Below are 26,767 nucleotides of genomic sequence, written 5' to 3' on the forward strand. Positions count from 1 at the left end.
AACCAACCACTACAGCCTAGGAGGCATCACGGCTCGCCGTGAGCGACTCGGCGTGCTCTTGGAGGGAGCGGACCCCTACGTCGCCTCGGACGCGGGCCTCAATCGCCTGGACCGCGGCGGCCAGACCCTGCACCGTGGTGACACTCGGCACCCCGCGCAGGATGGCCGCGGTCCGGATCTCGTACCCGTCCAGGCGCGGGCCGGACTGTCCCGCGCTACCGAACGGGGTGTTGACGATCAGGTCGACGCCGCCGTCGTTGATGAGCTGCACGATGGTGGGCTCACCCTGGGGCCCGGTGCCCGTGCTGTGCTTGCGCACGACACTGGCGTGGACCCCGTTGCGGCGCAGCACCACGGCGGTGCCCTCGGTCGCCAGGATCTCGAAACCGAGGTCGTCCAGGCGCTTGACCGGGAAGATCATCGAGCGCTTGTCGCGGTTGGCGACGGAGACGAACACCTTGCCCTGGGTGGGCAGTGAACCGTTGACCGCCAGCTGGGACTTCGCGTACGCGGGGCCGAACTCGGTGTCCAGACCCATGACCTCGCCGGTGGAGCGCATCTCGGGGCCGAGGATGGTGTCGACGCCCTCGCCCTCCTTGTTGATGAACCGGTTGAAGGGAAGGACGGCCTCCTTGACCGACACCGGGGCGTCGGCGGGCAGGTCGCCGCCGTCACCCTTGGCGGGCAGCAGGCCCTCGGCGCGGAGCTCGGCGACGGTGCTGCCGGCCATGATGCGGGCAGCGGCCTTGGCCAGCGGCACCGCGGTGGCCTTGGAGACGAACGGCACCGTACGGGAGGCGCGCGGGTTGGCCTCGAGGACGTTCAGGACGCCGGAGGCGAGCGCGTACTGGACGTTGAGCAGGCCCCGGACCCCGGTGCCGCGCGCGATGGCCTCGGTGGAGTAGCGGATGCGCTCGATGTCCTCGCTGCCCAAGGTGATCGAGGGCAGGGTGCACGCCGAGTCGCCCGAGTGGATCCCGGCCTCCTCGATGTGCTCCATGACGCCGCCCAGGTACAGGTCCTTGCCGTCGTAGAGGGCGTCGACGTCGATCTCGATGGCATCGTCGAGGAACCGGTCGATGAGGACGGGGTGCTCGGGACTGACCTCGGCGTTGCGCTCGATGTAGTCGGCGAGCATCGCCTCGCTGTACACGATCTCCATGCCGCGGCCGCCCAGGACGTAGGACGGGCGGACCATGACCGGGTAGCCGATCTCGTCAGCGGCGGTCTTGGCCTCGGCGAAGGAGTAGGCCATGCCGTACTTGGGCGCGGGCAGCCCCGCGTCGTTCAGGACCTTGCCGAACGCACCCCGGTCTTCGGCCAGGTCGATGGCCTCGGGGCTGGTGCCGATGATGGGCACACCGGCGGCCTTGAGGCGGCGGGCCAGGCCGAGGGGCGTCTGCCCGCCCAGCTGGACGATGACGCCCACGACCGGTCCGGCCGCCTGCTCGGCCCGTACGACCTCGAGCACGTCCTCCAGGGTGAGCGGCTCGAAGTAGAGGCGGTCGCTGGTGTCGTAGTCGGTGGAGACGGTCTCGGGGTTGCAGTTGACCATGACGGTCTCGAACCCGGCGTCGGAGAGGGCGAAGGAGGCGTGGACGCAGGAGTAGTCGAACTCCACGCCCTGGCCGATGCGGTTGGGGCCCGAGCCAAGGATGATGATCTTGGGCTTGTCCCCGGCCGGGACCTCGCTCTCCTCGTCGTAGCTGGAGTACAGGTACGGCGTCTGGGCCTCGAACTCGGCGGCGCAGGTATCCACGGTCAGGTAGACGGGGTGGATACCCAGGGCGTGCCGGAGCTCGCGGACGACGTCCTCGGACTTGCCGGTGATCTCGCCGATCTGGACGTCGGAGAATCCCAGTCCCTTGGCTTCGCGGAGCAGGCCAGCGTCGAGTTTGGGGGCGTCGGCAAGGACGCGCGCCGTCTCCTCGAGACGCAGCATCTGGTCCAGGAACCAGGGGTCGATCTTGGTGGCCTCGTGCAGTTCCGCGACGGTGGCGCCGGCGCGGAGGGCCTGCTGGACCTGGCGGAGGCGGTGCTCGGTGGGCTGCGCGGAACGGCTGAGGAGCTCGTCCTTGTCGCCGGGCTCCCCCGCCCAGGTCAGGCCGACGCCTGCCTTCTCCAGGGAGCGCATGGCCTTCTGGAGCGCTTCGGGGAAGGACCGGCCGATGGCCATGGCCTCACCCACCGACTTCATGGTGGTGGTCAGGCCGGCGTCGGCACCCGGGAACTTCTCGAAGGCGAAGCGTGGGACCTTGACGACCACGTAGTCGAGCGTGGGCTCGAAGCTGGCCGGGGTCTCCTTGGTGATGTCGTTCGGGATCTCGTCCAGCGTGTAGCCGACGGCGAGCTTGGCGGCGATCTTGGCGATCGGGAAGCCGGTGGCCTTGGAGGCCAGCGCCGAAGAGCGGGACACGCGGGGGTTCATCTCGATGACGATGATCCGGCCGGTGGTGGGGTGGACGGCGAACTGGATGTTGCAGCCGCCGGTGTCCACTCCGACCTCGCGGATGACCGCGATACCGACGTCGCGGAGCTTCTGGTACTCGCGGTCGGTGAGGGTCATGGCGGGGGCGACGGTGATGGAGTCACCGGTGTGCACGCCCATGGGGTCGAGGTTCTCGATGGAGCACACGACCACGACGTTGTCGTTGGTGTCGCGCATCAGCTCCAGCTCGTACTCCTTCCAGCCGAGGATGGACTCCTCCAGGAGCACCTCGGTGGTCGGGGAGAGCGCGAGTCCCTGGCCCGCGATGCGGCGCAGCTCGTCCTCGTCATGGGCGAAGCCGGAGCCGGCGCCGCCCATGGTGAAGGAGGGGCGCACGACGACGGGGTAGCTGAGCTCTTCAGCCGCGTCCAGGCACTCCTGGAGGGTGTGGCAGATGCGGGAGCGGGCGGATTCGCCGCCGATGCGCTCGACGATCCCCTTGAAGGTCTCGCGGTCCTCGCCGGACTGGATGGCGTCGATGTTGGCGCCGATGAGCTCGACGTCGTACTTGGCCAGGACGCCCGAGTCGTGCAGGTCGACGGCGGCGTTGAGCGCGGTCTGTCCGCCAAGGGTGGGCAGGAGGGCGTCGGGGCGCTCCTTGGCGATGATCTTCTCGATCATCTCGGGGGTGATCGGTTCGACGTACGTGGCGTCGGCGATCTCCGGGTCGGTCATGATCGTGGCCGGGTTGGAGTTGACCAGGATGACCCGGAGGCCCTCGGCCCGCAGAACGCGGCAGGCCTGGGTGCCCGAGTAGTCGAACTCGGCCGCCTGCCCGATCACGATCGGGCCGGAGCCGATCACGAGGACGGATGAAAGGTCACTACGGCGCGGCATGCTCTGTTCCTCTTACTACTTGGCAGCCGGTTCGGGCTGGGCGGACATCAGGTCGACGAACTCGTCGAAGAGCTCGGCGGCGTCGTGGGGACCCGCGGCGGCCTCCGGGTGGAACTGGACGCTGAACACGGGTCGGTCCAACAGCCGCAGGCCCTCGACGACCTGGTCGTTGAGGCCGATGTGGCTGACCTCGGCCCGGCCGTAGGGGGTGTCGAAGGGGGTGTCGAGCGGGGCGTCGACGGCGAAGCCGTGGTTCTGGCTGGTGATCGCCACCTTCTTGGAGCGGGTGTCGATCACCGGCTGGTTGACGCCCCGGTGGCCGAAGGGCAGCTTGTAGGTGCCCAGGCCCAGGGAGCGGCCCAGGATCTGGTTGCCGAAGCAGATTCCGAAGAGCGGCTTGCCGGAGTCCAGGACACCGCGCATGGCGTCGACGGGCTGGTCGGCGGTGGCGGGGTCGCCGGGGCCGTTGCTGAAGAACACGCCGTCCGGGTCCAAGGCGAGGATGTCCTCCGTGGTGGCGGAGGCGGGCAGCACCGTGACCTTGCAGCCGCGCTCGGCGAGCCGCTGGGGGGTCATCGCCTTGATGCCGAGGTCGACCGCCGCGACGTGGAAGCGCGTCTCGACGCCATCGGGAGGGAGCACCTCGTAGGCCGTGTCGGTGCTGACCTCGGCGGCCAGGTCGGAACCGGCCATGCGGGGCTGCTCCAGGATGCGGGCGAGCAGCGCCTTGGGCTCGGCCTCGACGGTGCTGATGGCCGCGCGCATGGCGCCCCGGTCACGCAGGTGGCGGGTGAGGGCTCTGGTACCGCTGAGCGCGATCCCGACCACGTTCTGGCGGCGCAGCTCATCGTCGAGGGTGCGCTGGGCGCGCCAGTTGGAGGGGATGCGCGCGGGCTCGCGGACGACGTAGCCCGCGACCCAGATCCGGCCGGACTCGGGGTCGTCGTCGTTGACCCCGGTGTTGCCGATGTGCGGCGCGGTCATCGCGACGATCTGGCGGTGGTAGGAGGGGTCGGTGAGGGTCTCCTGGTAACCGGTCATCCCGGTGTTGAAGACCGCCTCCCCGAAGGTCTCGCCGGTGGCGCCGAAGGAGCGGCCGTGGAACACACGCCCGTCCTCAAGCACCAGAATCGCCGGACCGCCGGTCTCCTCAGACACGTTTCCCCCCTCTGTGGCACCAGGGCTGGCCTGGGCTTGCACTGCGTTCATGCTGCTCAATTGATCTTCCCCTCCAGGACGGTCGGGGTGCCGCGCAGGAACGTGGCGCGGACCCGGCCGGGCAGGGTCATGTCCCGGAAGGGGGTGTTGCTGCTCTTGGTGACCATGGCGGCACCCTCGACGTCGACCGACGACGCGGGGTCGTACAGGACGACGTTGGCGGGCTCACCGACGGCCAGCTCGCTGCCGTGCCCGCTCACCCGGCCGATGCGGGCGGGCGTGGTGGACATCCGGTCGGCGACCCGGGTCCAGGTGAGAAGGCCGGTATCGACCATGGTGCGCTGCACGACCGCCAACGCGGTCTCCAATCCGACCATTCCCATGGCGGCCGTGGACCACTCGGTCTCCTTGGCCTCCACCGGGTGGGGGGCGTGGTCGGTGGCGACGATGTCGATCGTGCCGTCGGCCAGTCCCTCGCGCAGCGCCTCGACGTCCTCGGCGGTGCGCAGCGGCGGGTTGACCTTGTAGATGGGGTCGTAGCTCTCCACCAGCTCATCGGTGAGGAGCAGGTGGTGGGGGGTGACCTCAGCGGTGACGTCGCAGCCGCGCTCCTTGGCCCAGCGGATGATGTCGACCGAGCCCTTGGTGGAGACGTGGCACACGTGCAGGCGCGATCCGACGTGCTGGGCGAGCAGGCAGTCGCGGGCGATGATCGCTTCCTCCGCGACGGCGGGCCAGCCGGGTAGGCCGAGGCGGTCGGAGACGCAGCCCTCGTTCATCTGGGCGCCTTCGGTGAGGCGCGGCTCCTGCGCGTGCTGGGCCACGACGCCGTCGAAGGCCTTGACGTACTCAAGGGCGCGGCGCATGAGCAGGGCATCGGAGACGCAGATGCCGTCGTCGGAGAAGACACGGACCTGTGCGGCGGAGTCGGCCATGGCGCCGATCTCGGAGAGCTGCTTCCCGGCCAGGCCGACGGTGACGGCGCCGACGGGGCGCACGTCGCAGTATCCGGCCTCGCGGCCCAGGTGCCAGACCTGTTCGACCACGCCGGCGGTGTCGGCGACGGGGTCGGTGTTGGCCATGGCGTGGACGGAGGTGTAACCGCCCATGGCGGCCGAGCGCGAGCCGGAGGCGACGGTCTCGGCGTCCTCCCGGCCGGGCTCGCGCAGGTGGGTGTGCAGGTCCACGAGCCCGGGCAGGGCGATCAGGCCGGTGGCGTCCACGACCTGTGCTCCCTCGGGGGCCTCCAGGTCGGGGCCGATCGCGGCGATCTGGCCGTCGGCGAACAGCAGGTCGACGGGGTCGCCGCCGAGCGGGCGGGCGCCGCGGATCAGGTGTGGTCCTTGGTTTTCGGGCATGGAGATGTCGGCTTTCTCGTGTTCGTGAAGTTGGCGGCCGGGTCGGGGCTTCGGAAGCCCGGCCCCTCTAGGACCCGCCGAGCAACAGGTAGAGCACGGCCATACGCAGGCTGACACCGTTGGCGACCTGCTCAGTGACGGTGCAGCGGGGCGAGTCGGCGACCTCGGCGGAGATCTCCATGCCGCGCACCATGGGGCCGGGGTGCATGACGATGGCCTCGGAGGGCATGCGGCCCAGCCGTTCGCCGTCGAGCCCGTAGTTGCGGCTGTACTCGCGGACGGAGGGGAAGAAGGAGTCCTGCATGCGCTCGGCCTGGACGCGCAGCATCATGACCGCGTCGGACTTGGGCAGCACGTCGTCGAGGTCGTAGGAGAACTCACACGGCCAGGTGTGTACCGAGACAGGCAGGAGGGTCGGCGGCGCGACCAGGGTGACGTGGGCTCCCAGGGTGGTGAGCAGCAGGACGTTGGAGCGGGCGACCCGGCTGTGCAGGATGTCGCCGACCACGGCCACGCGCAGGCCCTCGAGGCGGCCCAGCCGGTCGCGCATGGTGTAGGCGTCCAGCAGCGCCTGGGTGGGGTGCTCGTGGGTGCCGTCACCCGCGTTGAGAACGGACCCGTCCACCCAGTTGGCCAGTCGGTGGGCGGCGCCGGAAGCGCTGTGCCGGATGACGACGCCGTCCGCGCCCATGGCTTGGAGGGTGAGCGCCGTGTCCTTGAGGCTCTCGCCCTTGGAGACGCTGGATCCCTTGGCGGAGAAGTTGATGACGTCGGCGGACAGGCGCTTGGCGGCGAGCTCGAAAGAGGTCCGGGTGCGGGTGGAGTCCTCGTAGAAGAGGTTGACCACGGTGCGTCCGCGCAGGGTGGGGAGCTTCTTGACGGAGCGGTCCCCGACCTGGGCGAGTTCGGCCGCGGTGTCCAGGACCAGGGTGGCCTCTTCATGGCTGAGATCGCCCGCGGAGAGGAGGTGGCGCATCAGTCGTCCCCTTCTGTGGTGCCGGGGGCTGTGGGGCCCGAGCCGGCGGGAGACTCGGGCCGGAGGCCGCCTTTGAGGGTGGTGGAGGGTGACTCGGCGGGAGACTCGGGCCGGAGGCCGCCTTTGAGGGTGGTGGAGGGTGACTCGGCGGGAGACTCGGGCCGGAGGCCGCCTTTGAGGGTGGTGGAGGGTGACGGGCGGGCCGGGCCGAGGAGGACCGCGTCGTGGCCGTCGCTCTCGTCGAGTTGGACGGTGACGCTCTCACGCAGCGAGGTGGGCAGGTTCTTGCCCACGTAGTCGGCACGGATGGGGAGTTCGCGGTGGCCCCGGTCGACGAGGACGGCGAGTTGGACCGCGCGGGGGCGCCCGAGGTCGCCGAGGGCGTCGAGGGCGGCGCGAACGGTGCGGCCGGAGAAGAGGACGTCGTCGACGAGGACGACGACGCGGTCGTCGAGGCCGCCGGAGGGGATATCCGTCTTGCCGAGGGCCCGGGCGGGGGCCAGCCGGAGGTCGTCGCGGTACATCGTGATGTCGAGGGATCCGACGGGGACCCTGAGGTCCTCGACTCGACCGATGCGCTGGGCCAGGCGCTCCGCGAGCGGTACGCCGCGAGAGGGGATCCCGAGGAGGGTGACGTGTTCGCCGCCCTTGGTGCGCTCGAGGACCTCGTGGGCGATGCGGGTCAGTGCCCGGTTGATCTCGTTGCCGTCGAGGACCGCCCTGGTGCCGTCGGGCACCTCGGGTGGCACTGGGGAAGCACCGGAACCCGTATCACTTTTTGTTGATTTTTGCGCACGCAAAGTAGTGACCCCTTCCCTGCCTCACAGAACAGGTCGTTAAAGGATGTCGATCGGATCCACGCTACCAGCGCGGACGACGAGGCCTCTGAGCGCACCCCAAACCCCGAGATTGAAAATGTGATGCTCATCACATCCCAAGGCACTGATTGCCCTGCTAAGCGTATCCGTGTCATGACACTACGGATTCGCCCCTCATTCGGGGGAAACACGGAATTCCCTGCAGGGGCGGGCTTTCCGACCCGCGAGAACGTCCTACTCGTACCCACTGGTACGCAAATGAGAGGCGTCTCACCTACGCACGGTTTGGCCACTGATTAGTCGCGTTTCACACCAACGGCTTGACCTGGACACCAGCCCCCCTCTACCGTCACTGTCTGTAACCACTACCGGGTGGGGTTGCACCCCGTGACCATCCGCTGGACCGCCCAGGCGGCCCGCCGAGTACGAGCGGACGTCTCCCCCACTCACGCCAGCCACCGTCACGGCCGGGAGCGACAAGAAGATGCCATCCGAATACGCCAAGTCCCTCGGTGCGCGACTGCGTGCCATCCGCACCCAACAGGGCCTTTCCCTGCACGGGGTGGAGGAGAAGTCCCACGGACGCTGGAAGGCCGTCGTGGTGGGCTCCTATGAGCGTGGCGACCGCGCCGTCACCGTCCAGAAGCTGGCCGAGCTGGCCGACTTCTACGGTGTGCCGATGTCGGAGCTGCTGCCCGGCGGCGCCGCGCCCACTCCCCTGGGCCCGACACCCAAGCTCGTCATCGACTTGGAGCGCATGCAGCAGCTCCCTCAGGAGAAGGCGGGTCCGCTCTCCCGCTACGTCGCCACCATCCAGAGCCAGCGGGGTGACTACAACGGGCGAGTGCTGTCCATCCGCCAGGAGGACCTGCGTTCACTCGCGGTCATCTACGACAAGTCCCCCGGGGACCTGACAGAGGAGCTCATCAACTGGGGCGTCCTCGACCCGGAGGCCCGCCGCGCGGTCGACGCGTTCTAGGAGCTTCCTGGAACAACGTCACCGCCGCACAGAGCAGGAGAGCCGGGCGTCCCCTCCTTCGGGGGCGCCCGGCTTTCGTGTGCCGAGGGCCCGCAGCCACGGAGCCCGGAAGATGTGCGAGGGCCCGGAAAACAGCGCGGCCGGGCGGGGGCTTCCCCTCCCCGGCCCGGCCGCACCGCGCCCCGCCGGATCCACCGGCGAGCCTGTCGAACTTGTGTTCGACTCGAACCAGTTAACACCCCCTGAACGGAGGGCGTCAAGAAGCAGCGCGGCGGCGTCACCCGCCACCACCTCGAAGACCCTCGTGAACCGGCTGCCACGCTCTACCCTGGGAACGTGGCAGCCGACACCGAGTTGCGCGAACTCACTCCCCCAGCGTTCACGCACGCCGTCCCCGCCCTTCTCCAGGTCTACGAGGCGGCCATGCGCCCGCCGCCCGCACAACTGCCCGGGCGGGCCGCCATCATGGGCAGCCACGCCCGGTACCCGGGGTTCAGGTCGGTGGTGGCGGTACGCGACGAACAGCCCGTCGGCTTCGCCTACGCCTTCCACGGGTCCGAGGGGCAGTGGTGGCACGACGTCGTCACCGAGGGACTGCGGTCCCACGGGCGCTCACGGCACGTCCGCCGCTTCCTCTCCGACCCGCTGGAGATCGCCGAAGTGCACGTCCACCCGGACGCGCAGAACAAGGGGATCGGGCGCGCCCTGCTGTACGCCCTGTGCTCGGGGCGGCCGGAGCGCACCGCGGTGCTGTCCACACGCACAGGGCCCTCCGCGGCGCGCCACCTCTACCGTTCGTGCGGGTTCGTGGAGGTGCTGGAGTCCTTCGCGTTCCCCGGCACCCCCGACCAACCCTTCTCGATCATGGGTGCGAGGCTTCCGCTTCCTGAATCCGGTGGGGGGCGACCTCCTGGTAGATCTCCCTGGTGGCCGTGGACTGGTTGAAGGTGATGAAGTGGATGCCCGGGGCGCCCTCGGAGAGCAGCCGCTCACACATGTTCTGGGCGTGTTCGATACCGAAGGCGCGGATGGCCTCCTGGTCGTCGCCGAAGCGTTCGAAGCGCTCGGCCAGCGCGCGGGGGAACGGGGCGCCGGAGAGCTTCTCCGAGCGACGGATCGAGGACAGCTTCACCACCGGGAAGACCTCGGGGATGATGGGCACCTCGCAGCCGCGGGCGGCCACCCTGTCGCGCAGGCGCAGGTACTCCTCGGGGTCGAAGAACATCTGGGTGATGGCGTAGTCGGCGCCCGCCTCGCACTTGCGCACGAAGTGGTCGGTGTCGGTCTCCACGTCAGCCGAGCGCGGGTGCTTGTAGGGGAAGGCGGCCACGCCAACGGAGAAGTCACCGCTCTCCTTGATCAGCCGCACCAGCTCATCGGCGTAGGTGAGGCCTTCGGGGTGGGTGACCCATTCCCCGTCGGGGTCGCCGGGCGGGTCTCCCCGCACGGCCAGCATGTTGGACACCCCGGCGGCGGACAGCCGCCCGATGAGGTGGCGGAGCTCGGCCACGGAGTGGTCCACCAGTGTGATGTGCGCGACCGGCATGAGTGTGGTGTCGGTCGCGATGCGCTCGGTGGTCTCGACCGTCAGGTCACGGGTACCGCCTCCCGCCCCGTAGGTCACGGAGACGAAGGACGGGCCGAGGGCCTCGATCTCCCGGATCGACCGCCAGAGGCGTTCCTGCGATTTTGCACTGCGGGGTGGGAAGAACTCGAAGGAGAACACCGGTTCGCCCGAGTCGAGAATCTCGCGGATATGACGAGGCTTGGAGGCCGGGTTTCGGGGCGCCGCAGGGCGCGTAGGTGCAGCCAACATAGGCACAACCTTAGGCCAGTACCCCCACAACCGGACAGCCTGTCCCACTTTATGAGACAAAGAGTGACCAAGTTGTCCTATTTTCCAAGAAGCGAGACAGAACAGCAGGCTTGCCCAAAGACCGTCTCAAATGGAGAAACACTTCCGTCTCACGTTCTCCACCCGCGGGGTGACAGGCCCGGGCGCGGAGTGGTACCCCGCATCCTCAAGGCAGCCGATAATGTGCAGGGTATGTCCGCTTCCTCATCTTCCCCTTCATCCGTCACGTCAGTCATCAGAACCGACGTGGATCGCGAAATCTCCTCCTTCTGCGCCGCGCGCCGGGAGCAGCTGCTGGAGATCGGGGAGGAACTCGCCCCGGCCATGGACTCCCTGGAGGTGATGGTCTCCGGGGGCAAGCGCCTGCGCCCCACCTTCGCGTACTGGGGCTGGCGTGGAGCGGGCGGTACCGACGGCGACGAGCGGATGGTCCGGGCCGCCGCCTCCCTGGAATTCCTCCAAGCGTGCGCGCTCGTCCACGACGACGTCATAGACAACAGCGACACCCGTCGCGGGCTGCCCGCGACGCACAAGCGCATGGCCAAAATGCACGCCGACCAGGGCTGGAACGGCGACAGCGCGGGCTTCGGACAAGGTGCTGCGATCCTCATCGGCGACCTCTGCCTGGCCTGGTCCGACGAGATGTACCAGAACAGCGGGTTCTCCCCGGAGACGCTCCAGTGCGGCCGACCGCCCTTCGACGCGATGCGCACCGAGGTCATGGCCGGCCAGTACCTGGACACCCTCGAACAGGTCCGTGGCACGGCAACCCGCGAGGCCGCGCTGCGTGTGATGCGCTACAAGGCCGCCAAGTACACGGTCGAGCGCCCTCTGCACGTGGGCGCCGCCCTTGCCGGGCGACACAGACAGCTGGTCGGTGTCTACACCGACTACGGCATCCCGCTGGGCATCGCCTTCCAGCTGCGCGACGACGTGCTCGGGGTGTTCGGCGACCCGTCCACCACGGGCAAGCCCGCCGGTGACGACCTGCGTGAGGGAAAGCGCACCCTCGTCGTGGCCGAGACCCTCGCCCGGGCCGGCACCGCCGACGCGCAGCGCTTCCAGGAGCTCCTGGGGGACGCCGACCTCTCCGTGGATTCGGTGGAGTGGATGTGCGGCCTGATCGAGTCCTCCGGTGCGTTGGCCGCCTGCGAGTCGATGATCACCGAGTACGCGGACCAGGCCCTCGCGGCGTTGGACAGCCCGGAACTGGAAACGCAGACCCGAGACCCGTTGGGCGATCTGGTGGTGGCCGCGACCCGTCGTTCACACTGACTCCGTACCGAACACGAAGGATTCTCGACCACGGGGGCCCTCCCATGTCCAGGCAGACCGCCCTACGCGGACCGACCAGCACGAGCGAGAGGGCCCTGGCACCCGACCTCGCACGGGGCTTCATGCTCCTGTTCATCGTGCTGGCCAACTCGGTCTGGTACCTCTGGGCCGCCCCCAGCGACGGCTCCACGATGCATCCGGAACCGGAGGGCGCGCTGGACGGTGCCGCACAGTTCTTCACGGTCATGGCCGTGGATATGCGCAGCTACCCGATGTTCGCCTTCCTGTTCGGCTACGGCATGGTCCAACTGGCCGCGCGCCAGCAGGCCGCGGGGGTCAGCGCCAGGGACGTCGACGGACTGCTGCGCAGACGCAACCTCTGGCTGCTGGTCTTCGGCTTCTTCCACGCACTCCTGCTGTGGGTGGGCGACGTCATCGGTGCCTACGGGCTGGCCGGGCTGATCCTGGGCTGGCTGTTCTTCCGGCGCAGGGAGGTCACACTCCTGATCTGGAGCACGGTGCTGGTCGGTGTGATGGCCACGTTCGCCGCGCTCAGCCTTCTGGCCATGCCCTTCGTCGGCGGGACCGACGTCGAAGAACAGGGGCCCTTCAGCGCGGACTTCCTGGCCGCCAACATCGCCGACCCCTCATACCTCTCCGCGGCGGCGGACCGCGTGGCGATCTGGCCCCTGGCCGCCGTCGGGCAAGGACTGCTGACCCTCACCATCCCCGCCGCGATCCTGCTCGGCTTCTGGGCCGCGCGCCGCAGGATCCTGGAGGAGCCCGGGCGGAACCGTAAGCTGCTGCGCCGGGTCGCGGCCGTGGGTATCCCGGTCGGCTGGCTCGGTGGGCTCCCCCTGGCTCTGGCCCAGGTCGGTGTCTGGGACCTCGCACCCATGCAGGGGGACATGCTGGCCATGCCGCACATGGTCACCGGCCTGATCTGCGGGCTCGGCTACATCGCACTGATCGCCCTGGTGGCGCAGCGGGTCCAGGAACGGGGGCGCTCCGGGGCCGTCGTCACGGCACTGAGCTCCACGGGGCGGCGCTCGATGAGCGCCTACCTGGCGCAGTCGGTGCTGTGCGCGCCCCTGCTGGCCGCGTGGGGGCTGGGGCTGGCCGCCTACCTTTCCTCGTGGACGATGTTCCTGTTCGCGACCGGGGTGTGGCTGGTGACGGTGGTGGCCGCCTACGCCATGGAGCGCGCGGAGCGGCACGGCCCGGCCGAGACCCTGCTGCGGAGGCTTTCGTACCGGCGTTCCACCAAGGGCCCCGCCACGCCTCCCCCTCCGGAACTGCCCGACGAGCACCAAGAGCGGACCAGCCCCTGACCGGCAGGCGGAAAAAGGGGCGTGCCGGTGAGCGGCCGACGCGCACTCGTAGCGCAGGATGGGGTGCCATGGGGGACGATCACATGACAAACCACACCATAGGGGTGACCGGGGCGACCGGCGCGCTGGGCGGGCGTGTGGCCGCACGGATCGCACGGCTCGGCCTGGCCCAGCGCCTCATCGTGCGCGACATCAACCGGGCACCGGAATACCCCGGCAGCAGCGCCGCGATGGCCGTCTACGAGGACACTGCCTCCTTCGAGCGTGCCTGTCGGGGCGTGGACACGCTCTTCCTGGTCTCGGCGACCGAGTCCGAGGACCGGGTGGAGACCCACCTGAGCGCGGTGGACGGCGCGGTCATGGCTGGGGTGTCCCGGATCGTGTACCTGTCGTTCCTCAAGGCGGGCCCCGCCTCCACCTTCACGTTCGCCCGCACGCACTTCTACACGGAGGCGCACATCCGGTCGACGGGTGTGGCACACACGTTCCTCAGACCCAGCCTGTACCTGGACCTGATGCCCGCGTGGGTGGACGACGAGGGCGTGGTGCGCGGCCCGGCCGGGGAGGGCAGGGTCGCGTGGGTGTCCAGGGACGATGTCGCGGACGTCGCCGCGGCCGTGCTGACCGACCCCCTGGTGATCGCCGCTTCGGAGCACACGAGCTACGACGTGACCGGCCCCGAGGCGCTGTCGGTGGGGGCCACCGTGGAGAAGCTGGGCCGTCTGACCGGACGCACGATCAGGTACGTACCCGAGACCTGGGAGGAGGCGCTGGAGTCGCGGCGCCTCACCGGGGCCGCGGAGTGGGAGGTCGAGGGCTGGGCATCGTCGTACGCGGCGATCGCCGCCGACGAGATGGACGTCGTGGCGAGCACCGTCCCGGACCTGACCGGCCATCCGGCCCAGTCCATCGAGGGCTTCCTGCGCCGCCATCCGAGCGCCCTCGCGCACGTCGCGGTCTGACCGAGGCCCTCCCTGCCACACCACCGCCGTGCCCCGTGCACGGCGGTTCTGTCGTCTGCGGTACCGACCGGCTCCAGCTTGGGTTCCCGCCCCACCCCTTGACCTGAACATTAGTTGAGGAAACAGAGTGGTCACCATCAACCAGCAAAGGAGTGTGGTGGACATGCGCGCGGTACGAGTGGACGAGTTCGGCGGCCCCGAGGTCCTGGTCACCCGGGAGGTATCCGATCCGGAACCGGCCCCCGGGGAGGCCCTGGTGGAGGTGACCGGGGCGAACGTCATCTACCTGGACACGCTGCTCCGCTCGGGGTGGGGTGAGGAGCACTTCCCGATCGCACCCCCGTACGTACCCGGGAGCGGGGTCTCCGGCCGGGTCGTCGAGGTGGGACCGGGAACGGACCCGACCTGGGTGGGCGTGGAAGTGGTCGCGGAGACCGGACCGGTGGACGGGCCGGGTGGATCCCCCAGCGCCCCGGTCGACGCGTACGCCGAACGAACGGTGGTGCCCGTCGATTCCCTCATCAGGGTCCCCGACACCTTGGCCGACCACGATGCCCTTGCCCTGCTGACCGACGGGGCCACCGCCCTGCTCCTGGAGCGGGCCGCCCGCTTCTCCCCCGATACCTGGGTGCTCGTCCTGGCCGCCACTGGCGGGGCGGGCAGCCTGACCGTGCAGCTGGCCCGCCTCGCGGGGGCGCGGGTGATCGGCGCGGCCCGGGGTCCGGAGAAGCTGGAACTGGCCCGCTCCCTGGGCGCCGAGGAGGTCGTGGACTATTCGGACCCCGGGTGGCTGGAGCGGGTCAGCGCCATCACCGGGGGCGCTGGAGTGAGCGTGGTCGTCGACGGCGCCAGCGGGGACCTGGGCAGGTCGGCCCTGGCCGCCGTGGCCGACGGCGGACGATTCGTCAGCTACGGGACCACCAACGGTGACTTCGTCGAGATCGACGAGGCCGAGGTCCGGGACCGCGGGATCACCGCCCTGGGCATGATGGACCTGGACGATGCGAAGGGGGCGAGCAGGCGCGACCTGGCCCGGCTGGTCCTCGAGGAGGCCCGGGCCGGTCGGCTCCGGCCGCACGTGGGGCTGACCCTGCCGCTGGAACGGGCCGCCGAGGCCCACGCCGCGCTGGAGGAGCGCCGGGTCCTGGGCAAGGTACTGCTGGTGCCCTGACGCGACTCCGCCTCCCCTGGGCGGGTCGCCCGGCCGATCCGTTCAGGGGAGGGCGGCGCGGGCCGCCACCCCGTCGAGGAGGAGGTCGACCGCCCGCGCGAATTCAGCCGCTGGGTCGTCGTACTCCACGCCGGCGGCGAGGAGGTCGCTGCCCAGGAGTTCGCGCACGCGCGGATAGTCCTCGGCGGAGACCAGGGTGTCGAGCCGGTGGACGAAGGCGCGGTGGGCGTCGGCGGGGTCGAGGCCCTGAGCCTCCCAGGAGCGGCGCTGCTCCTCGGCGAGTTCACCTTCGGCCCGGGTGTAGGTCCAGATCAGGGTCGTGATCCGCGCGCACTCGGCGATGCTGAGCCCGGTCTCCTCAAGCGCACCCAGGCCCAGCTCGCCCCAGCGGACGAAGGAGGGGGCGAGGGGCTCGACGGTCACCGGGATCCCGCTCGCCCAAGGGTGCCGCCGGTAGACGTCGCGCAGCCCCAGAGCGAAGGAGTGCGCGCGTTCTCGCCACGTGGCGCCGACCGGTTCGGGGGGCGCCCCCAGAACAGCATCGGCAGCAAGCAGCAGCAGGTCGGAGCGGGACTCGACGTAGCGGTACAGACTCATGGTGCCGACGCCGAGCTCGGCGGCGGTTCGACTCATGGTGATCGCCTCGGCACCCCCCTGGTCGCCGAGGGCGATGGCGGTCTCCAGAATGCGGGCGATGGTGAGCTTGGGCCGGGGGCCCTTCCGAGGTGTAGGGCCGACCCCCCACGCCGAGAGCAGCACCTTGGGGATCGTCCGCACCGGATCGCCCGGCGGTTCCTGTTCAGCCATGCGGCCATCCTATTGCGTAATCGGCACGCAAATGTACTGCGTAGGGGTTGCGCAATGGTACTGGGTAAGGGTTACACTGTAGAACATGAACACACGAACACTCACCCAGAGCCCGCCACAAGAGACCACCGCCCCGGCGGTCAGCGTCTCCGGACTACGCAAGCGCTACGGCGACCACACCGTCCTGGACGGTGTCGACCTCGAAGTTCCGGCGGGCGGGATCCTCGCCCTCTTAGGGCCCAACGGCGCGGGCAAGACCACCCTGATCAACATCCTGACCACGCTCGTCCGACCCGACGGGGGCACGGCGCGGGTCCTGGGCCACGACGTGGTCCGCGCAGCGCGCCGGGTCCGCCGCGCGATCAGCGCCACCGGCCAGTACGCCTCCGTCGACGAGGCGCTCACCGGCAGGGAGAACCTGGTGATGGTCGCCCGCCTCCTCGGCGCCGATCGCCGCACCGCCGACAGGCGCGCCCGTGAGCTACTCGACCACTTCGATCTCACCGACGCGGCCGACCGCCGTTGCGGCGGGTACTCGGGCGGGATGCGTCGGCGGCTGGACCTGGCCGCGAGCCTGGTGGGCTCACCACCGGTGGTGTTCCTGGACGAGCCGACCACCGGCATGGACACCCGCAGCCGCCAGGCGTTGTGGCACACGATCACCGGCCTTACCGAGCACGGCACCACGGTCTTCCTCACCACGCAGTACTTGGAGGAGGCGGACGTGCTGGCCGACCGGATCGCAGTCCTGGACGGCGGCGGGATCGTCGCCCAAGGCACGGCGGCCGAGCTCAAGCGCCGCGTGGGCCAGGAACTGGTCGAGCTCACGCTCGCCGACGGGAGTATCGAGTGGATGCGGGGCGACGGCTCCGCCGAGCACCTGCGCTCCGCCCTGAACTTCCACCACCGCGCGGGTGTCCCCGTCTCCCGGGTCACGGTCCACACCCCGACCTTGGACGACGTGTTCCTCGCACTCACCGACCGCCCCACAGCGAAGGACCAACCGTCATGACCGCTCCCCTGCGCGCCGAGGCCGTCCTCACCAAGCGCGGACTGACCCATTCCCTGCGGGACGTCGACAGCATGGTGACCGCCGTGGTCGCCCCGGTCGCCGTCATGCTCCTTTTCGTGACCGTCTTCGGCTCCGCCGTGGAAGGCCTGACCAGCGACGCGTCCTACGTGGACTACGTGGCGCCCGGGGTGATGCTCCTGTGCGCCGGCTTCGGGGCCTCGATGACCGCGACGGCGGTGCACTCCGACCTCTCAAAGGGCGTGATCCGAAGGCTGCGGACGATGCCCATCCGCGCCTCGGCGGTGGTGACGGGACACGTGGTGGCCGGAACCCTGCGCAACCTGGTGTCGACGCTGCTCGTCCTGATCGCGGCGGTCGCGCTGGGCTTCCGACCGGAGGCCTCCCCCACCGGGTGGCTGTGGGTGCTGGCGCTGGTGAGCGCCTACATCGTCCTACTCACCCTGGTCGCGGCTGCCTGGGGGCTGGCCGCCCGGTCGGCCGACACCGCGGCGACGTTCGCCTTCGTCGCGCTGTTCGTGCCCTACCTGTCGTCGGCCTTCGTCCCCATCGAGGGGCTGCCGTCCTTCCTCCAAGGCTTCGCCGAGCACCAACCGGTCTCCCTGGCCATCGAGACCCTCCGCGAACTCACCTCCGGGGCGCCCGTCGGCGACCAGGTCACCGCCTTGGTCCTGTGGATGTCCGGGCTCACCGTGGCCGCGCTCGTCCTGACCCAGTGGCTGTTCCAGCGCGCTGGGCGGCGCTGAGCGGAGAGGCCCGGACCGCCAAAGGCGCGGGGCAGAAGGACACGACGCGGCCCCGGTACCCCCTGGCGGGGCTCCGGGGCCGCGGTCGGTGTGTCCCTCAGGTGTTGTCGGCGCGGGCGGTCAAGCGGGCCTTGAGCGCGGTGGCCGCCGCGCGGGGATCCTCCGCCTCGGTGACCGCGCGGACCACGACCACCCGCGTGGCACCGGCGCTCAGCACCTGGTCCACGTTGTCGAGGTCGATCCCGCCGATCGCGAACCACGGCCGGTCAGAACCCAGTGCCGAAGCGCGATGCACCAGGTCCAAGCCGGCGGCCGGGCGTCCCGGCTTCGTGGGCGTGGCCCAGGTCGGACCCACGCAGAAGTAGTCGCTCCCGGCTTCCTCCGCGGAGGCCGCGGCGGCGTCGACGTCGTTGTTGGAGCGGCCGATGACCGGGTCGGCGCCGACGATGTCGCGCGCCATGGGCACCGGGAGGTCGCGCTGCCCCAGGTGCAGGACGTCGGCGCGCACCGCACGGGCGATATCGGCCCGGTCGTTGACGGCGAGCAGGGCGCCGTGGCGCTCACACGCCGCACGCATGACCTCGAGGGCGGCCAGCTCCTGGCGCGCTTCCAGGCCCTTGTCCCGGAGCTGGATGATGTCCACTCCCCCGGCCAGCGCAGCGTCCGCGAACTCCGCGAGATCGCCGCGCTCCGTACGGGCGTCGGTGCACAGGTACAGAAGGGATGCGTCCAGGCGCTTGCGCAGGCTGGTTCCGTGGCTGGTCCTCACCCGCCCCACTGTAGGGCCTGGCGCTCCGGGCGGCCGAAGGGGCGCGCCCTCCGGGCCGCCCGGCGGTGTCTCGCGCGGCCCCGCCTGAAGCTGCCCGTGAACGGTGCTCTAGGAGGCCGTGTCCTCTAGAAGGCCAGGCTCTGGGCACGGCGGCGCACTTCGGTGCCGCGGTCCTCGCGCATGGCCTGGATGGGCGTGCCCGGCAGGCTGTCGTCCGAGGTGAAGAGCCAGCGCAGGGCCTCTTCGGTGGAGAAGCCCGCGTCGGAGAGCAGCACGATGGTGCCGGACAGCCCTTTGACGAGGTCCCCACCGTCCAGGAAGGCGGCGGGGATGGAGAGCTCACCGCCACGGACCACGCCCATCATGCGCTTCTCGCGGATGAGTGTCTTGATCCGGTTGGGGCTCACGCCCAGCGGCTTGGCCGCCTCGCGCAGGGTCAGCCAGTCGCCGACGAGTTCGTCGAGTTCAGGGTCGCTTTGTGTCACCCCACCAATCTGCCACATCCGCCGAGCGCCGGTGGTCGTCCGGCGGCACCTGGTACTCGGCGCACCGAGATCCCCGCCACACCGGGTCTGGACACCCTGCCCTAATATGGAAGGAGAGCAGACACGTCCCGCGGGAGCCGGGTGGACCCGGCTGAGAGGGAGGCTGGCCGCCTCCGACCGCACGAACCTGATCCGGATCATGCCGGCGAAGGGAGTGGAACACGGCGCCGTGCGCACCTTCGATGTTCCCCAGCACGCAAAGATTCGTCCTACCAATACCGGTACACGTGAGACCGTGACCGTGGTCGGCGGCGGCATCATCGGCCGGGTCACCGCCTGGCGGGCCGCCCAACGAGGGCTGCCCGTCACCCTGATCGAACCCGACCCGGTCAACGAACCCTCGACCGCCCGCGCGGCTTCGACCGTCGCGGCCGGCATGCTCACCCCCGCCACCGAGGCGGTGTTCGGCGAGGAACCCCTGATGGAGTTCGGGGTGCGCTCCGCCCGCCGCTACCCCGACTTCGTCAAGGAGCTGGAGGACGCCAGCGGCGTGGACGTCGGCCTCCAGACCACCGGAACGCTCCTGGTCGCCTTCGACCGCGACGACCTGGCCGTCCTCACCGAACTGCACGCGCTGCAGCAGCGCCTGGGCGTGGCCGCCGAACGCCTGACCAGTCGGGAGTGCCGCCGCCTGGAACCCATGCTCGCCCCCGGCGTACGCGGAGGGGTGCTGGCCCCCGACGACCACTCCGTGGATCCGCGCCGACTGCTCTTGGCCCTCGCACGGGCCGGTGAGCGCGCCGGTGTGCGCGAGATCGCGGGACGGGCCGAGGAGGTCACCTCCCCCGGCCCCGACGGCGCCCGCCTGGGCGTGCGCCTGGCGGACGACTCCCTGGTCGCCGCTGGGCAGGTCGTCCTTGCCGCGGGCTGTTGGGGCGACCGGATCAAGGTTCCCGAGCCGGTAGTGCCCCCGTTGCGCCCGGTCAAGGGACAACTGCTGCGCGCCCGAACCCCCTCGGGGGAACCGCCCCTGGTCAGTCGCACCGTGCGCGGCCTGGTCCGCGGTTTCCCGGTCTACCTCGTCCCCCGGGCCGACGGCGAAGTGATCGTCGGCGCGACCCAGGAGGAGCTGGGCCACGACACCGCTCTCACCATGGGCGGGCTGTGGCAGGTCCTCCGGGACGCGCGCGAGCTCGTACCCGGGGTGACCGAGCTCGAGGTCACCGAGACCTGTGTGGGGCTGCGGCCCGGATCACCGGACAACGAACCCCTCCTGGGGCCCACCCTGGTCCCGGGCCTGCACCTGGCCGCCGGGCACTTCCGGCACGGGGTGCTCCTGGCCCCAGAGACCGGCGCGGTCATGGCCGATGCACTCACTACCGGCTCGCTGCCCGACCACGCGCGCCGGTTCGCCGCCGACCGGGAACTGGCCGGCGGCGGTGCGCAGACGACCTGAGAGAACACTGGAACAAGACGTGGGAGAAGCAGTGGAACTGATCATCAACGGCGAGGCGCGCCAGACCGCGGCCACCACCGTGGAAGCGGTCGTACGCGATGTGGCATCGACCCGGGACGGGCAGATCCAGGGCGGGATCGCCGTAGCCGTCAACGACGAGGTGGTGCGCCGCACCGCGTGGTCCGACACCACCCTGGCCCCGGGTGACCGCGTGGACGTTCTCACCGCAGTACAGGGAGGCTGAACCATGCCCGAGACGCCCCTTACACACACGCTCGACGACCCCTTCGAGATCGCGGGTGTCACATTCGACTCCCGCCTCATCACCGGAACCGGCGGAGCACCCTCACTCGAGGTCCTGGAGGAGGCCCTGCAGACCTCCGGCACCGAGCTCACCACCGTGGCGATGCGCCGGGTCAGCCCCGGAACCCAAGGGTCGGTCTGGGACATCCTGGAGCGGAACAAGATCCGCCCCCTGCCCAACACCGCAGGGTGCTTCACCGCCGCCGACGCGGTACGCACCGCCAAACTCGGCCGCGAGGCCCTGGAAACGGACTGGGTCAAGCTGGAGGTGATCGCCGACGAGCACACCCTCCTCCCCGACCCGGTGGAGCTCCTGGACGCCGCCGAGGCCCTCGTGGACGACGGTTTCACCGTCCTGCCGTACACCAACGACGACCCGGTACTGGCGCGCCGCCTGGAGCAGCTGGGCTGCGCGGCCGTCATGCCGCTGGCCGCGCCGATCGGCTCGGGGCTGGGCATCCGCAACCCGCACAACCTCGAGCTGATCGTCGAGCAGGCGAACGTCCCGGTCATCGTGGACGCCGGGATCGGTACCGCCAGCGACGCCGCACTGGCGATGGAGCTGGGCTGCGACGCCGTGTTGTTGGCCACCGCCGTGACCCGCGCGCAGAAGCCGGTCCTCATGGCCTCGGCGATGCGCGACGCCGTCCGGGCCGGGCGCGGAGCGCGGCTGGCCGGACGCATCCCGGTCCGCCGACATGCCCAAGCATCCAGCCCTGACGTGGTCTGACCGCGGCCGAACAGCAGTGCCCGCGCCCACCGCCACCGGCGGCCTTCAGGAGGCGCCTTCGGTAAAGCGCGGGTGAGCGCGGCGTCACTGCCAGGTTTGCCGCTGTCCCCTACCGTGGGAGGGGTGTGCGTGCCGCCGGACGGCACCTCACGGACTGACCGCCCAGGCGCGAACGTCCCACACCGACTCCACACCGGCCGCCACGCCGTTGGACGCGGGGACGCCGCGACCGTGAACCGCGGGGCGAGACCCGACACCGGCTTCCGCTATTGTGTCGGTTCGACACCCTGTGTCGGGTACGCGCCACCGGCCGCGAATGCCCGCGCTCCCCGCAGCAAGGACACTACTCCGCCGTGGACATGACCACTTCCGACCCGCTTGTAGGCGCGACGCTGGACCGTCGCTACTTCGTCGAGTCAAGGATCGCCGGTGGCGGTATGGCTACGGTCTACGTCGCCCACGACCTACGGCTGGACCGACGGCTGGCCCTGAAGGTCATGCACCCCTCCCTTGCACAGGACCCCTCCTTCGTGCAGCGCTTCATCAACGAGGCGCACTCGGTCGCCAAGCTCTCCCACCCCAACGTGGTGCAGGTCTTCGACCAGGGCGAGGACGCGGGACACGTGTTCCTGGCCATGGAGTACGTCCCGGGCCAGACCCTGCGCGACCTGCTCCAGGAGAAGGGTCGGCTGGGTCCGAAGGACGCCCTGCAGGCGATGGCCCCGGTCCTGGCCGCGCTGGGCGCCGCCCACCAGGCGGGCATGGTGCACCGCGACGTCAAGCCCGAGAACGTCCTCATCACCAAGGACGGCCGGGTGAAGGTGGCCGACTTCGGGCTGGCCCGCGCGGTGGAGCAGTCCAACCAGGGCCTGACCCGCACCGGCACACTCATGGGTACCGCCGCTTACCTGGCGCCGGAGCAGATCGAGAAGGGCGTGGCCGACGCGCGCAGCGACGTGTACGCCGCGGGCATCATGCTCTACGAGCTGCTCACCGGAGGCCAGCCGCACACCGGCGAGACGCCCATCGCGATCGCCTACCAGCACGTGAACGAGGACGTTCCCCGCCCCTCGCACTTCCTGCCCAACCTGCCGCCCGCCGTGGACGCCCTGGTGACCAAGGCCACCGAGCGCGATCCCCGGTACCGGACGGGCAACGCCGGGCAGTACCTGGCGAAAGTGCTGGAGGTCCTGCGGACCCTTCCCGACGACGCCGCGGCCGCCAAGGGGCCCCTGGCTCCGGTCGCGCCGCAGGGCAGTGCCGCAGCCACCATGACCGCGCCCCAGTTGATCGCCGGCGGCGCCGGGCTCGGGACCGAGAACGCCACCATGGTCGTCGACATGAGCGGCGCCGACCTGGACGGGGACGACTACGACGACGGCCCGGACGAGGGCGGTTCGTGGTTCGCCCGCAACCGCCTGACGGTGATCGGTGCCGTCGTCCTGGCCCTGGTCGTGGGCGTCACGAGCTGGTGGTTCCTCATCGGCAGGTTCGAGCCCGTACCCGATGTCGTGGGCACCGACCCCGACACGGCCAGCGAGATGATCCGCTCGGCCGGGCTCGTCGTCGAGCAGTCCGACGACACGGTCTACAGCGACGAGGCCGCACCGGGCGAGGCTGCCGAGACCGAACCCGAGATCGGGGAGCGCCTCTCACCGGGTGACCCGGTGACCGTGTTCCTGTCCAAGGGACCGCAGTCGGTGGACATGCCCGAACTGGTCGGCGAGGACTACGCCAACGCGCTCAAGGAGTTGGAGGACCTCGGATTCGAGGCCGAGGACATCGTCCAGGAAGAGGTCGACGCTCCCGAAAACGACCCCGGTGAGGTCCTGGAGACCGAACCCGAAGCGGGAGCGGAGGCCGACCGCGAGCAGCCGGTGGTCCTCACCGTCAGCCTCGGCATCCCCGTCCCGAGCCTGGTCGGCCAGGAGCAGGAAGACGCCGAGGACGCCCTCGAGGAGCTGGGCCTGGAGACCGAGATCGTCGAGGAGGAGAGCGAGACCATCGACGAGGGCACGGTCATCGACCAGAACCCCGATACCGGCACCAACGTTGGCTCCGAGTCCACGGTCACCCTGACCGTGTCCACCGGGCCGCCCGAGGTCGAGATCCCCGACGTGGTGGGCGAGTCGGTCCGCGACGCCCGCGACGAGCTGGAGGACGCCGGGTTCGAGGTCGAGGTCGACCGGATCCTGGGCGGCCGGGTGGTCGCGCACCAGTCCCCGGAAGGCAGTGCCGAGGAGGGCGCCACGATCACGATCACCGCCACACCCGGCGGGATCGACCTGGGCGACGTCGAGGACGATGACGACGATGACGACGATGACGACTGACGGCCGCTGAGGGCCACCGGAGTCCCCAGCGGTCTGCTGACGGCTGGTGGCCGCCCGCGCCGGGTTAGGATCCGGCGCGGGCGGCCGGCGTCCACGTGCGCAATCTCCGGCCCGTCCGCGACCGGCCACGCGCCTCCCCTGTCGCGTGGGGTTCCCGCGCCGCTATGGTCACCGGTATGAGCGGCGAAGACATCCGAGTCATGGTGGTCGACGACCACCCCATGTGGCGCGACGCGGTAGCGCGCGACCTGAGCGAAGCCGGCGTCGAGGTGGTCGGCACTGCCGGCGACGGGGCGAAGGCCCTGCGCATCGCCCCAGCAGCGCGGCCCACCCTGGCCGTGGTCGACCTCCACCTGCCGGACACCAACGGCGTGGAGCTCACCTCGGCCCTGATCACGCTGCCGGAACCGCCCCGGGTCCTGGTCCTTTCGGCCAGCGGGGAGAGCGACGACGTACTTGCGGCGGTCAAGGCCGGGGCCACCGGCTACCTCGTGAAGTCCGCGGGGCGCGAAGAACTCCTCGACGCGGTACGGCGCGTCCACAGCGGCGAGGCCGTCTACACCCCCGGCTTGGCGGGTCTGGTCCTCGGCGAGTACCGGCGGCTCTCCGCCGAGGACGGCCAAGCGCGCGGAGGAGCCGAAAAGGCGCCCGAACTCACCCCGCGCGAGACCGAGGTGCTCCGGCTCGTCGCCAAGGGGCTGGCCTACAAGCAGATCGCGCGCCGCCTCACCATCTCCCACCGCACGGTCCAGAACCACGTGCAGAACACCCTGACCAAGCTGCACCTGCACAACCGGGTGGAGCTCGTGCGCTACGCCATCGACCGCGGTCTAGACCACTGACCCTGCGCCTAGGGGGTCTTCGGCGGGCACCCGGGGAAGCCCGGCACTTTCGGTTACGCTCCCAAGCCCATGGGCTGCGGGTTTCGGAAGGGACTTCCCCATCCGGGTTGGCCTGGGCTCCTCCGTCCCACTATGGTCTAGACCATATGGCGCCGTGCGCCGTAAATATCCACAACGTCGAGGAGAAGTCGCATGCGAGTCGGGGTGTTGACCGGTGGTGGAGACTGCCCAGGTCTGAACGCGGTCATCCGCGCCGTGGTCCGTAAGGGTGTCAAGGACTACGGCTACGAGTTCATCGGCTTCCGGGACGGCTGGCGCGGGCCCTTGGAGGGCGCCACCAAGCAGCTGGACATCGCCGCCGTGCGCGGCATCCTCCCGCGCGGCGGCACGATCCTGGGTTCGTCGCGCACCAACCTGATGAAGATCGAGGGCGGTGTCGAGCGGGTCAAGGACAACATGGCCGGCCTGGGCGTGGACGCACTCATCGCCATCGGCGGCGAGGACACACTGGGTGTGGCGCGTCAGCTGCACGACCGCGGGGTCAACGTCGTGGGTGTGCCCAAGACCATCGACAACGACCTCAACGCCACTGACTACACGTTCGGTTTCGACACGGCCGTCAACATCTCCATGGAGGCGATCGACCGCCTCCACACCACCGCCGAGTCCCACCACCGGGCACTGGTGGTCGAGGTCATGGGCCGCCATGCCGGGTGGATCGCCCTGCACTCGGGCATGGCCGCCGGCGCCAACGTCATCCTCATCCCCGAGCGCCCCTTCGACATGGACGAGGTCGTCAAGCACGTCGAGAGCCGCTTCGAGACGCAGTACGCCCCCATCATCGTGGTCGCCGAGGGTGCCCACCCGAAGGAGGGGCAGCTGGAGCTGGCCACGGGCGACAAGGACTCCTTCGGGCACGTGCGCCTCGGCGGCATCGGCCAGACCCTGGCTGAGGAGATCGAGAAGCGCACCGGCAAGGAGGCCCGCTCGGTCGTCCTGGGCCACGTCCAGCGCGGCGGTACCCCCACCGCCTTCGACCGGGTGCTCGCCACCCGCCTGGGGGTGAACGCCATCGAGGCCGTGCACGAGAAGACCTTCGGCAAGATGGTCGGCCTCCAGGGCACCGACATCGTGCGTGTGGACCTGTCCGAGGCCACCGACACCCTCAAGACCGTTCCCGCGGAGCGTTACGAGGAGGCCGAGGTCTTCTTCGGCTGATCACTCCGGTCAGACCTGAGCTCGACCAGGCTTTGGCGCGGCCCCTCCCGGCCACCTCCGGGAGGGGCCGCGCCGCATTCCAGGCGGGGTCAGGACCGCCCCCCACGCCCGCGCCGTCTTCCCATGGGCGCGCCCCGGGCCTCTTAGAGCCTGGTGACAAAGGGGGTTGGGCTCCCGGGCCCTCGGGGTGTGCCCCTTTCCACGCGGGCGCGGGCTGGGGTTCGGGGTTGCTGGGGTTTGTTGCGGGTGCGGGTTTCCCCGTTTCCTGCCGCTTGATGGTGGCCGTCTCCGCTGCGCGGGTCAAGGTCGTCGCCGTCGAGCGCTTCGCGCGTCGGTGGCGCTCCACCTTGACCCGCTTCGCTGCGACGGCGGGTTGGCGGCTATCAGGAAACGGGGGACGTGTGGTCGGGGCCCCAAGGGGGCCCTTCGGGCCCGGGCCTGCGGCCCGGTGGGCCGGGCTCCGCCCGGCCTTCAGGCCGAGTCCGGCCGTGGCCGACCGGATGCCTGCCCGTCCGCCCGGCTTCATCGGACAGCGCGTCGCAATCCAGTGACCAGCCAGCGACGAAGAGCCCGATCAGGCGGGGCGCATGGCTGGGCGCGTCCCACCGGACTTTCGGTCGGACTCAGCCCCCCTGCCCCGATGATCTTGCCCCTGTCTCAACCCTCGACGGCCGAGGGTTGAGACAGGGGCAAGATCATCGGGGATCAACCGGTTTCGGACGCAACGGACACCCCCACCAGGCCGGTTCCGGACACCGGGGCTACCTCCGTGTGGGGCGCCCACCGGGGGCGCCCGCTACCCCCACATGGGGGCACCTGGGGCGCCGAGCCCCCTCCCGG

At 70.3% G+C, this 26,767-nt stretch carries 22 protein-coding genes, 1 pseudogene and 1 riboswitch; of the genes and pseudogenes, 14 read left to right on the forward strand and 9 right to left on the reverse strand.

All coding sequences use genetic code 11. The features are described 5' to 3' along the window. Positions 1 to 16: 16 nt before the first annotated feature. The 5 genes and pseudogenes from carB to pyrR form a co-directional block, all read right to left on the reverse strand. Positions 17 to 3,325: a carbamoyl-phosphate synthase large subunit gene (gene carB / locus ACYVD1_RS06365; RefSeq protein ID WP_460746906.1), complete on the reverse strand. Its 3,309-nt coding sequence runs from the start codon at positions 3,323 to 3,325 to the stop codon at positions 17 to 19. 15 nt (positions 3,326 to 3,340) lie between these two features. Then, positions 3,341 to 4,483: a glutamine-hydrolyzing carbamoyl-phosphate synthase small subunit gene (gene carA, locus ACYVD1_RS06370; protein ID WP_460769069.1), complete on the reverse strand. Its 1,143-nt coding sequence runs from the start codon at positions 4,481 to 4,483 to the stop codon at positions 3,341 to 3,343. 56 nt (positions 4,484 to 4,539) lie between these two features. After that, complete coding sequence (locus tag ACYVD1_RS06375; protein ID WP_460769071.1) at positions 4,540 to 5,841, reverse strand: dihydroorotase; 1,302 nt, start codon at positions 5,839 to 5,841, stop codon at positions 4,540 to 4,542. A gap of 67 nt (positions 5,842 to 5,908) precedes the next feature. After that, the gene (locus tag ACYVD1_RS06380) at positions 5,909 to 6,817 is read right to left on the reverse strand and encodes an aspartate carbamoyltransferase catalytic subunit (protein WP_460769073.1); all 909 of its coding nucleotides are present in this window, start codon (positions 6,815 to 6,817) and stop codon (positions 5,909 to 5,911) included. A 179-nt stretch (positions 6,818 to 6,996) separates the two neighbouring features. Next, a pseudogene (pyrR, locus tag ACYVD1_RS06385) lies at positions 6,997 to 7,554 on the reverse strand (bifunctional pyr operon transcriptional regulator/uracil phosphoribosyltransferase PyrR); the annotation flags it as partial. A 565-nt stretch (positions 7,555 to 8,119) separates the two neighbouring features. Here pyrR and bldD point away from each other — a divergent pair. Next, positions 8,120 to 8,614: a transcriptional regulator BldD gene (gene bldD / locus ACYVD1_RS06390; protein WP_013154123.1), complete on the forward strand. Its 495-nt coding sequence runs from the start codon at positions 8,120 to 8,122 to the stop codon at positions 8,612 to 8,614. A gap of 336 nt (positions 8,615 to 8,950) precedes the next feature. Next, complete coding sequence (locus ACYVD1_RS06395; protein WP_460769075.1) at positions 8,951 to 9,559, forward strand: GNAT family N-acetyltransferase; 609 nt, start codon at positions 8,951 to 8,953, stop codon at positions 9,557 to 9,559. Here the strand turns inward: ACYVD1_RS06395 and metF are convergent. Then, the gene (gene metF / locus ACYVD1_RS06400) at positions 9,477 to 10,340 is read right to left on the reverse strand and encodes a methylenetetrahydrofolate reductase [NAD(P)H] (protein ID WP_460769165.1); all 864 of its coding nucleotides are present in this window, start codon (positions 10,338 to 10,340) and stop codon (positions 9,477 to 9,479) included. The genes ACYVD1_RS06395 and metF overlap by 83 nt on opposite strands. Positions 10,341 to 10,661: 321 nt before the next feature. Here metF and ACYVD1_RS06405 point away from each other — a divergent pair, with 321 nt between their 5' ends. The 4 genes from ACYVD1_RS06405 (at position 10,662) to ACYVD1_RS06420 (ending at position 15,208) form a co-directional block, all read left to right on the forward strand. Next, the gene (locus ACYVD1_RS06405; protein ID WP_460769078.1) at positions 10,662 to 11,744 is read left to right on the forward strand and encodes a polyprenyl synthetase family protein; all 1,083 of its coding nucleotides are present in this window, start codon (positions 10,662 to 10,664) and stop codon (positions 11,742 to 11,744) included. Between the two features lie 44 nt (positions 11,745 to 11,788). Continuing rightward, positions 11,789 to 13,075: a DUF418 domain-containing protein gene (locus ACYVD1_RS06410; RefSeq protein ID WP_460769081.1), complete on the forward strand. Its 1,287-nt coding sequence runs from the start codon at positions 11,789 to 11,791 to the stop codon at positions 13,073 to 13,075. A 68-nt stretch (positions 13,076 to 13,143) separates the two neighbouring features. Then, a complete protein-coding gene (locus ACYVD1_RS06415) occupies positions 13,144 to 14,037 on the forward strand; it encodes an SDR family oxidoreductase (RefSeq protein WP_460769083.1) in 894 nt (297 codons plus the stop codon). Positions 14,038 to 14,200: 163 nt separating this feature from the next. Further along, positions 14,201 to 15,208 carry a zinc-binding dehydrogenase gene (locus ACYVD1_RS06420; protein WP_460769167.1) on the forward strand — a complete coding sequence of 336 codons (1,008 nt, stop codon included), beginning with the start codon at positions 14,201 to 14,203 and terminating at the stop codon, positions 15,206 to 15,208. A gap of 42 nt (positions 15,209 to 15,250) precedes the next feature. Here ACYVD1_RS06420 and ACYVD1_RS06425 read toward each other — a convergent pair whose 3' ends face one another. Next, positions 15,251 to 16,015 carry a TetR/AcrR family transcriptional regulator gene (locus ACYVD1_RS06425; RefSeq protein ID WP_460769085.1) on the reverse strand — a complete coding sequence of 255 codons (765 nt, stop codon included), beginning with the start codon at positions 16,013 to 16,015 and terminating at the stop codon, positions 15,251 to 15,253. Positions 16,016 to 16,100: 85 nt separating this feature from the next. Between ACYVD1_RS06425 and ACYVD1_RS06430 the strand changes: the two genes are divergently transcribed. Beyond that, on the forward strand, positions 16,101 to 17,027 hold the full coding sequence (locus ACYVD1_RS06430) for an ATP-binding cassette domain-containing protein (protein ID WP_460746920.1): 927 nt from the start codon (positions 16,101 to 16,103) through the stop codon (positions 17,025 to 17,027). Next, positions 17,024 to 17,791 (forward strand): ABC transporter permease, encoded by a 768-nt coding sequence (locus tag ACYVD1_RS06435; RefSeq protein WP_460746921.1) that lies wholly within the window; start codon positions 17,024 to 17,026, stop codon positions 17,789 to 17,791. Before ACYVD1_RS06430 ends, ACYVD1_RS06435 begins: the two co-directional genes overlap by 4 nt. Positions 17,792 to 17,888: 97 nt before the next feature. Here the strand turns inward: ACYVD1_RS06435 and thiE are convergent, their stop codons facing one another. Next, a complete protein-coding gene (gene thiE, locus ACYVD1_RS06440) occupies positions 17,889 to 18,560 on the reverse strand; it encodes a thiamine phosphate synthase (protein WP_460746922.1) in 672 nt (223 codons plus the stop codon). A 125-nt stretch (positions 18,561 to 18,685) separates the two neighbouring features. Then, the gene (locus tag ACYVD1_RS06445) at positions 18,686 to 19,063 is read right to left on the reverse strand and encodes an Rv2175c family DNA-binding protein (protein ID WP_460746923.1); all 378 of its coding nucleotides are present in this window, start codon (positions 19,061 to 19,063) and stop codon (positions 18,686 to 18,688) included. Positions 19,064 to 19,165: 102 nt separating this feature from the next. Then, positions 19,166 to 19,276, forward strand: a riboswitch (TPP riboswitch). Here ACYVD1_RS06445 and thiO point away from each other — a divergent pair. The 6 genes from thiO (at position 19,245) to ACYVD1_RS06475 (ending at position 25,927) form a co-directional block, all read left to right on the forward strand. Beyond that, on the forward strand, positions 19,245 to 20,501 hold the full coding sequence (gene thiO, locus ACYVD1_RS06450; RefSeq protein ID WP_460746924.1) for a glycine oxidase ThiO: 1,257 nt from the start codon (positions 19,245 to 19,247) through the stop codon (positions 20,499 to 20,501). (Overlaps the previous riboswitch by 32 nt.) Before the next feature lie 31 nt (positions 20,502 to 20,532). Next, positions 20,533 to 20,745: a sulfur carrier protein ThiS gene (thiS, locus tag ACYVD1_RS06455; protein ID WP_460747003.1), complete on the forward strand. Its 213-nt coding sequence runs from the start codon at positions 20,533 to 20,535 to the stop codon at positions 20,743 to 20,745. A 3-nt stretch (positions 20,746 to 20,748) separates the two neighbouring features. After that, the gene (locus ACYVD1_RS06460; RefSeq protein WP_460746925.1) at positions 20,749 to 21,534 is read left to right on the forward strand and encodes a thiazole synthase; all 786 of its coding nucleotides are present in this window, start codon (positions 20,749 to 20,751) and stop codon (positions 21,532 to 21,534) included. 353 nt (positions 21,535 to 21,887) lie between these two features. Then, on the forward strand, positions 21,888 to 23,867 hold the full coding sequence (pknB, locus tag ACYVD1_RS06465; RefSeq protein ID WP_460769087.1) for a Stk1 family PASTA domain-containing Ser/Thr kinase: 1,980 nt from the start codon (positions 21,888 to 21,890) through the stop codon (positions 23,865 to 23,867). 176 nt (positions 23,868 to 24,043) lie between these two features. After that, entirely contained in the window at positions 24,044 to 24,709 is a 666-nt protein-coding gene (locus ACYVD1_RS06470) for a response regulator (protein WP_460746927.1), read from the forward strand. A 192-nt stretch (positions 24,710 to 24,901) separates the two neighbouring features. Next, positions 24,902 to 25,927 carry a 6-phosphofructokinase gene (locus ACYVD1_RS06475; protein ID WP_460746928.1) on the forward strand — a complete coding sequence of 342 codons (1,026 nt, stop codon included), beginning with the start codon at positions 24,902 to 24,904 and terminating at the stop codon, positions 25,925 to 25,927. Positions 25,928 to 26,767: the final 840 nt, after the last annotated feature.

The sequence above is a fragment of the Nocardiopsis nanhaiensis genome (genome assembly GCF_054778635.1).

What these genes read in the sequence shown, in the direction of transcription:
- carB (WP_460746906.1), bottom strand. Translation starts at nt 3,325, where the DNA reads ATGCCGCGCCGTAGTGACCTTTCATCCGTCCTCGTGATCGGCTCCGGC.
- ACYVD1_RS06375 (WP_460769071.1), bottom strand. Translation starts at nt 5,841, where the DNA reads ATGCCCGAAAACCAAGGACCACACCTGATCCGCGGCGCCCGCCCGCTC.
- ACYVD1_RS06380 (WP_460769073.1), bottom strand. Translation starts at nt 6,817, where the DNA reads ATGCGCCACCTCCTCTCCGCGGGCGATCTCAGCCATGAAGAGGCCACC.
- bldD (WP_013154123.1), top strand. Translation starts at nt 8,120, where the DNA reads ATGCCATCCGAATACGCCAAGTCCCTCGGTGCGCGACTGCGTGCCATC.
- ACYVD1_RS06405 (WP_460769078.1), top strand. Translation starts at nt 10,662, where the DNA reads ATGTCCGCTTCCTCATCTTCCCCTTCATCCGTCACGTCAGTCATCAGA.
- ACYVD1_RS06410 (WP_460769081.1), top strand. Translation starts at nt 11,789, where the DNA reads ATGTCCAGGCAGACCGCCCTACGCGGACCGACCAGCACGAGCGAGAGG.
- ACYVD1_RS06415 (WP_460769083.1), top strand. Translation starts at nt 13,144, where the DNA reads ATGGGGGACGATCACATGACAAACCACACCATAGGGGTGACCGGGGCG.
- ACYVD1_RS06420 (WP_460769167.1), top strand. Translation starts at nt 14,201, where the DNA reads ATGCGCGCGGTACGAGTGGACGAGTTCGGCGGCCCCGAGGTCCTGGTC.
- ACYVD1_RS06425 (WP_460769085.1), bottom strand. Translation starts at nt 16,015, where the DNA reads ATGGCTGAACAGGAACCGCCGGGCGATCCGGTGCGGACGATCCCCAAG.
- ACYVD1_RS06430 (WP_460746920.1), top strand. Translation starts at nt 16,101, where the DNA reads ATGAACACACGAACACTCACCCAGAGCCCGCCACAAGAGACCACCGCC.
- ACYVD1_RS06435 (WP_460746921.1), top strand. Translation starts at nt 17,024, where the DNA reads ATGACCGCTCCCCTGCGCGCCGAGGCCGTCCTCACCAAGCGCGGACTG.
- ACYVD1_RS06445 (WP_460746923.1), bottom strand. Translation starts at nt 19,063, where the DNA reads ATGTGGCAGATTGGTGGGGTGACACAAAGCGACCCTGAACTCGACGAA.
- thiO (WP_460746924.1), top strand. Translation starts at nt 19,245, where the DNA reads ATGCCGGCGAAGGGAGTGGAACACGGCGCCGTGCGCACCTTCGATGTT.
- ACYVD1_RS06460 (WP_460746925.1), top strand. Translation starts at nt 20,749, where the DNA reads ATGCCCGAGACGCCCCTTACACACACGCTCGACGACCCCTTCGAGATC.
- ACYVD1_RS06470 (WP_460746927.1), top strand. Translation starts at nt 24,044, where the DNA reads ATGAGCGGCGAAGACATCCGAGTCATGGTGGTCGACGACCACCCCATG.
- ACYVD1_RS06475 (WP_460746928.1), top strand. Translation starts at nt 24,902, where the DNA reads ATGCGAGTCGGGGTGTTGACCGGTGGTGGAGACTGCCCAGGTCTGAAC.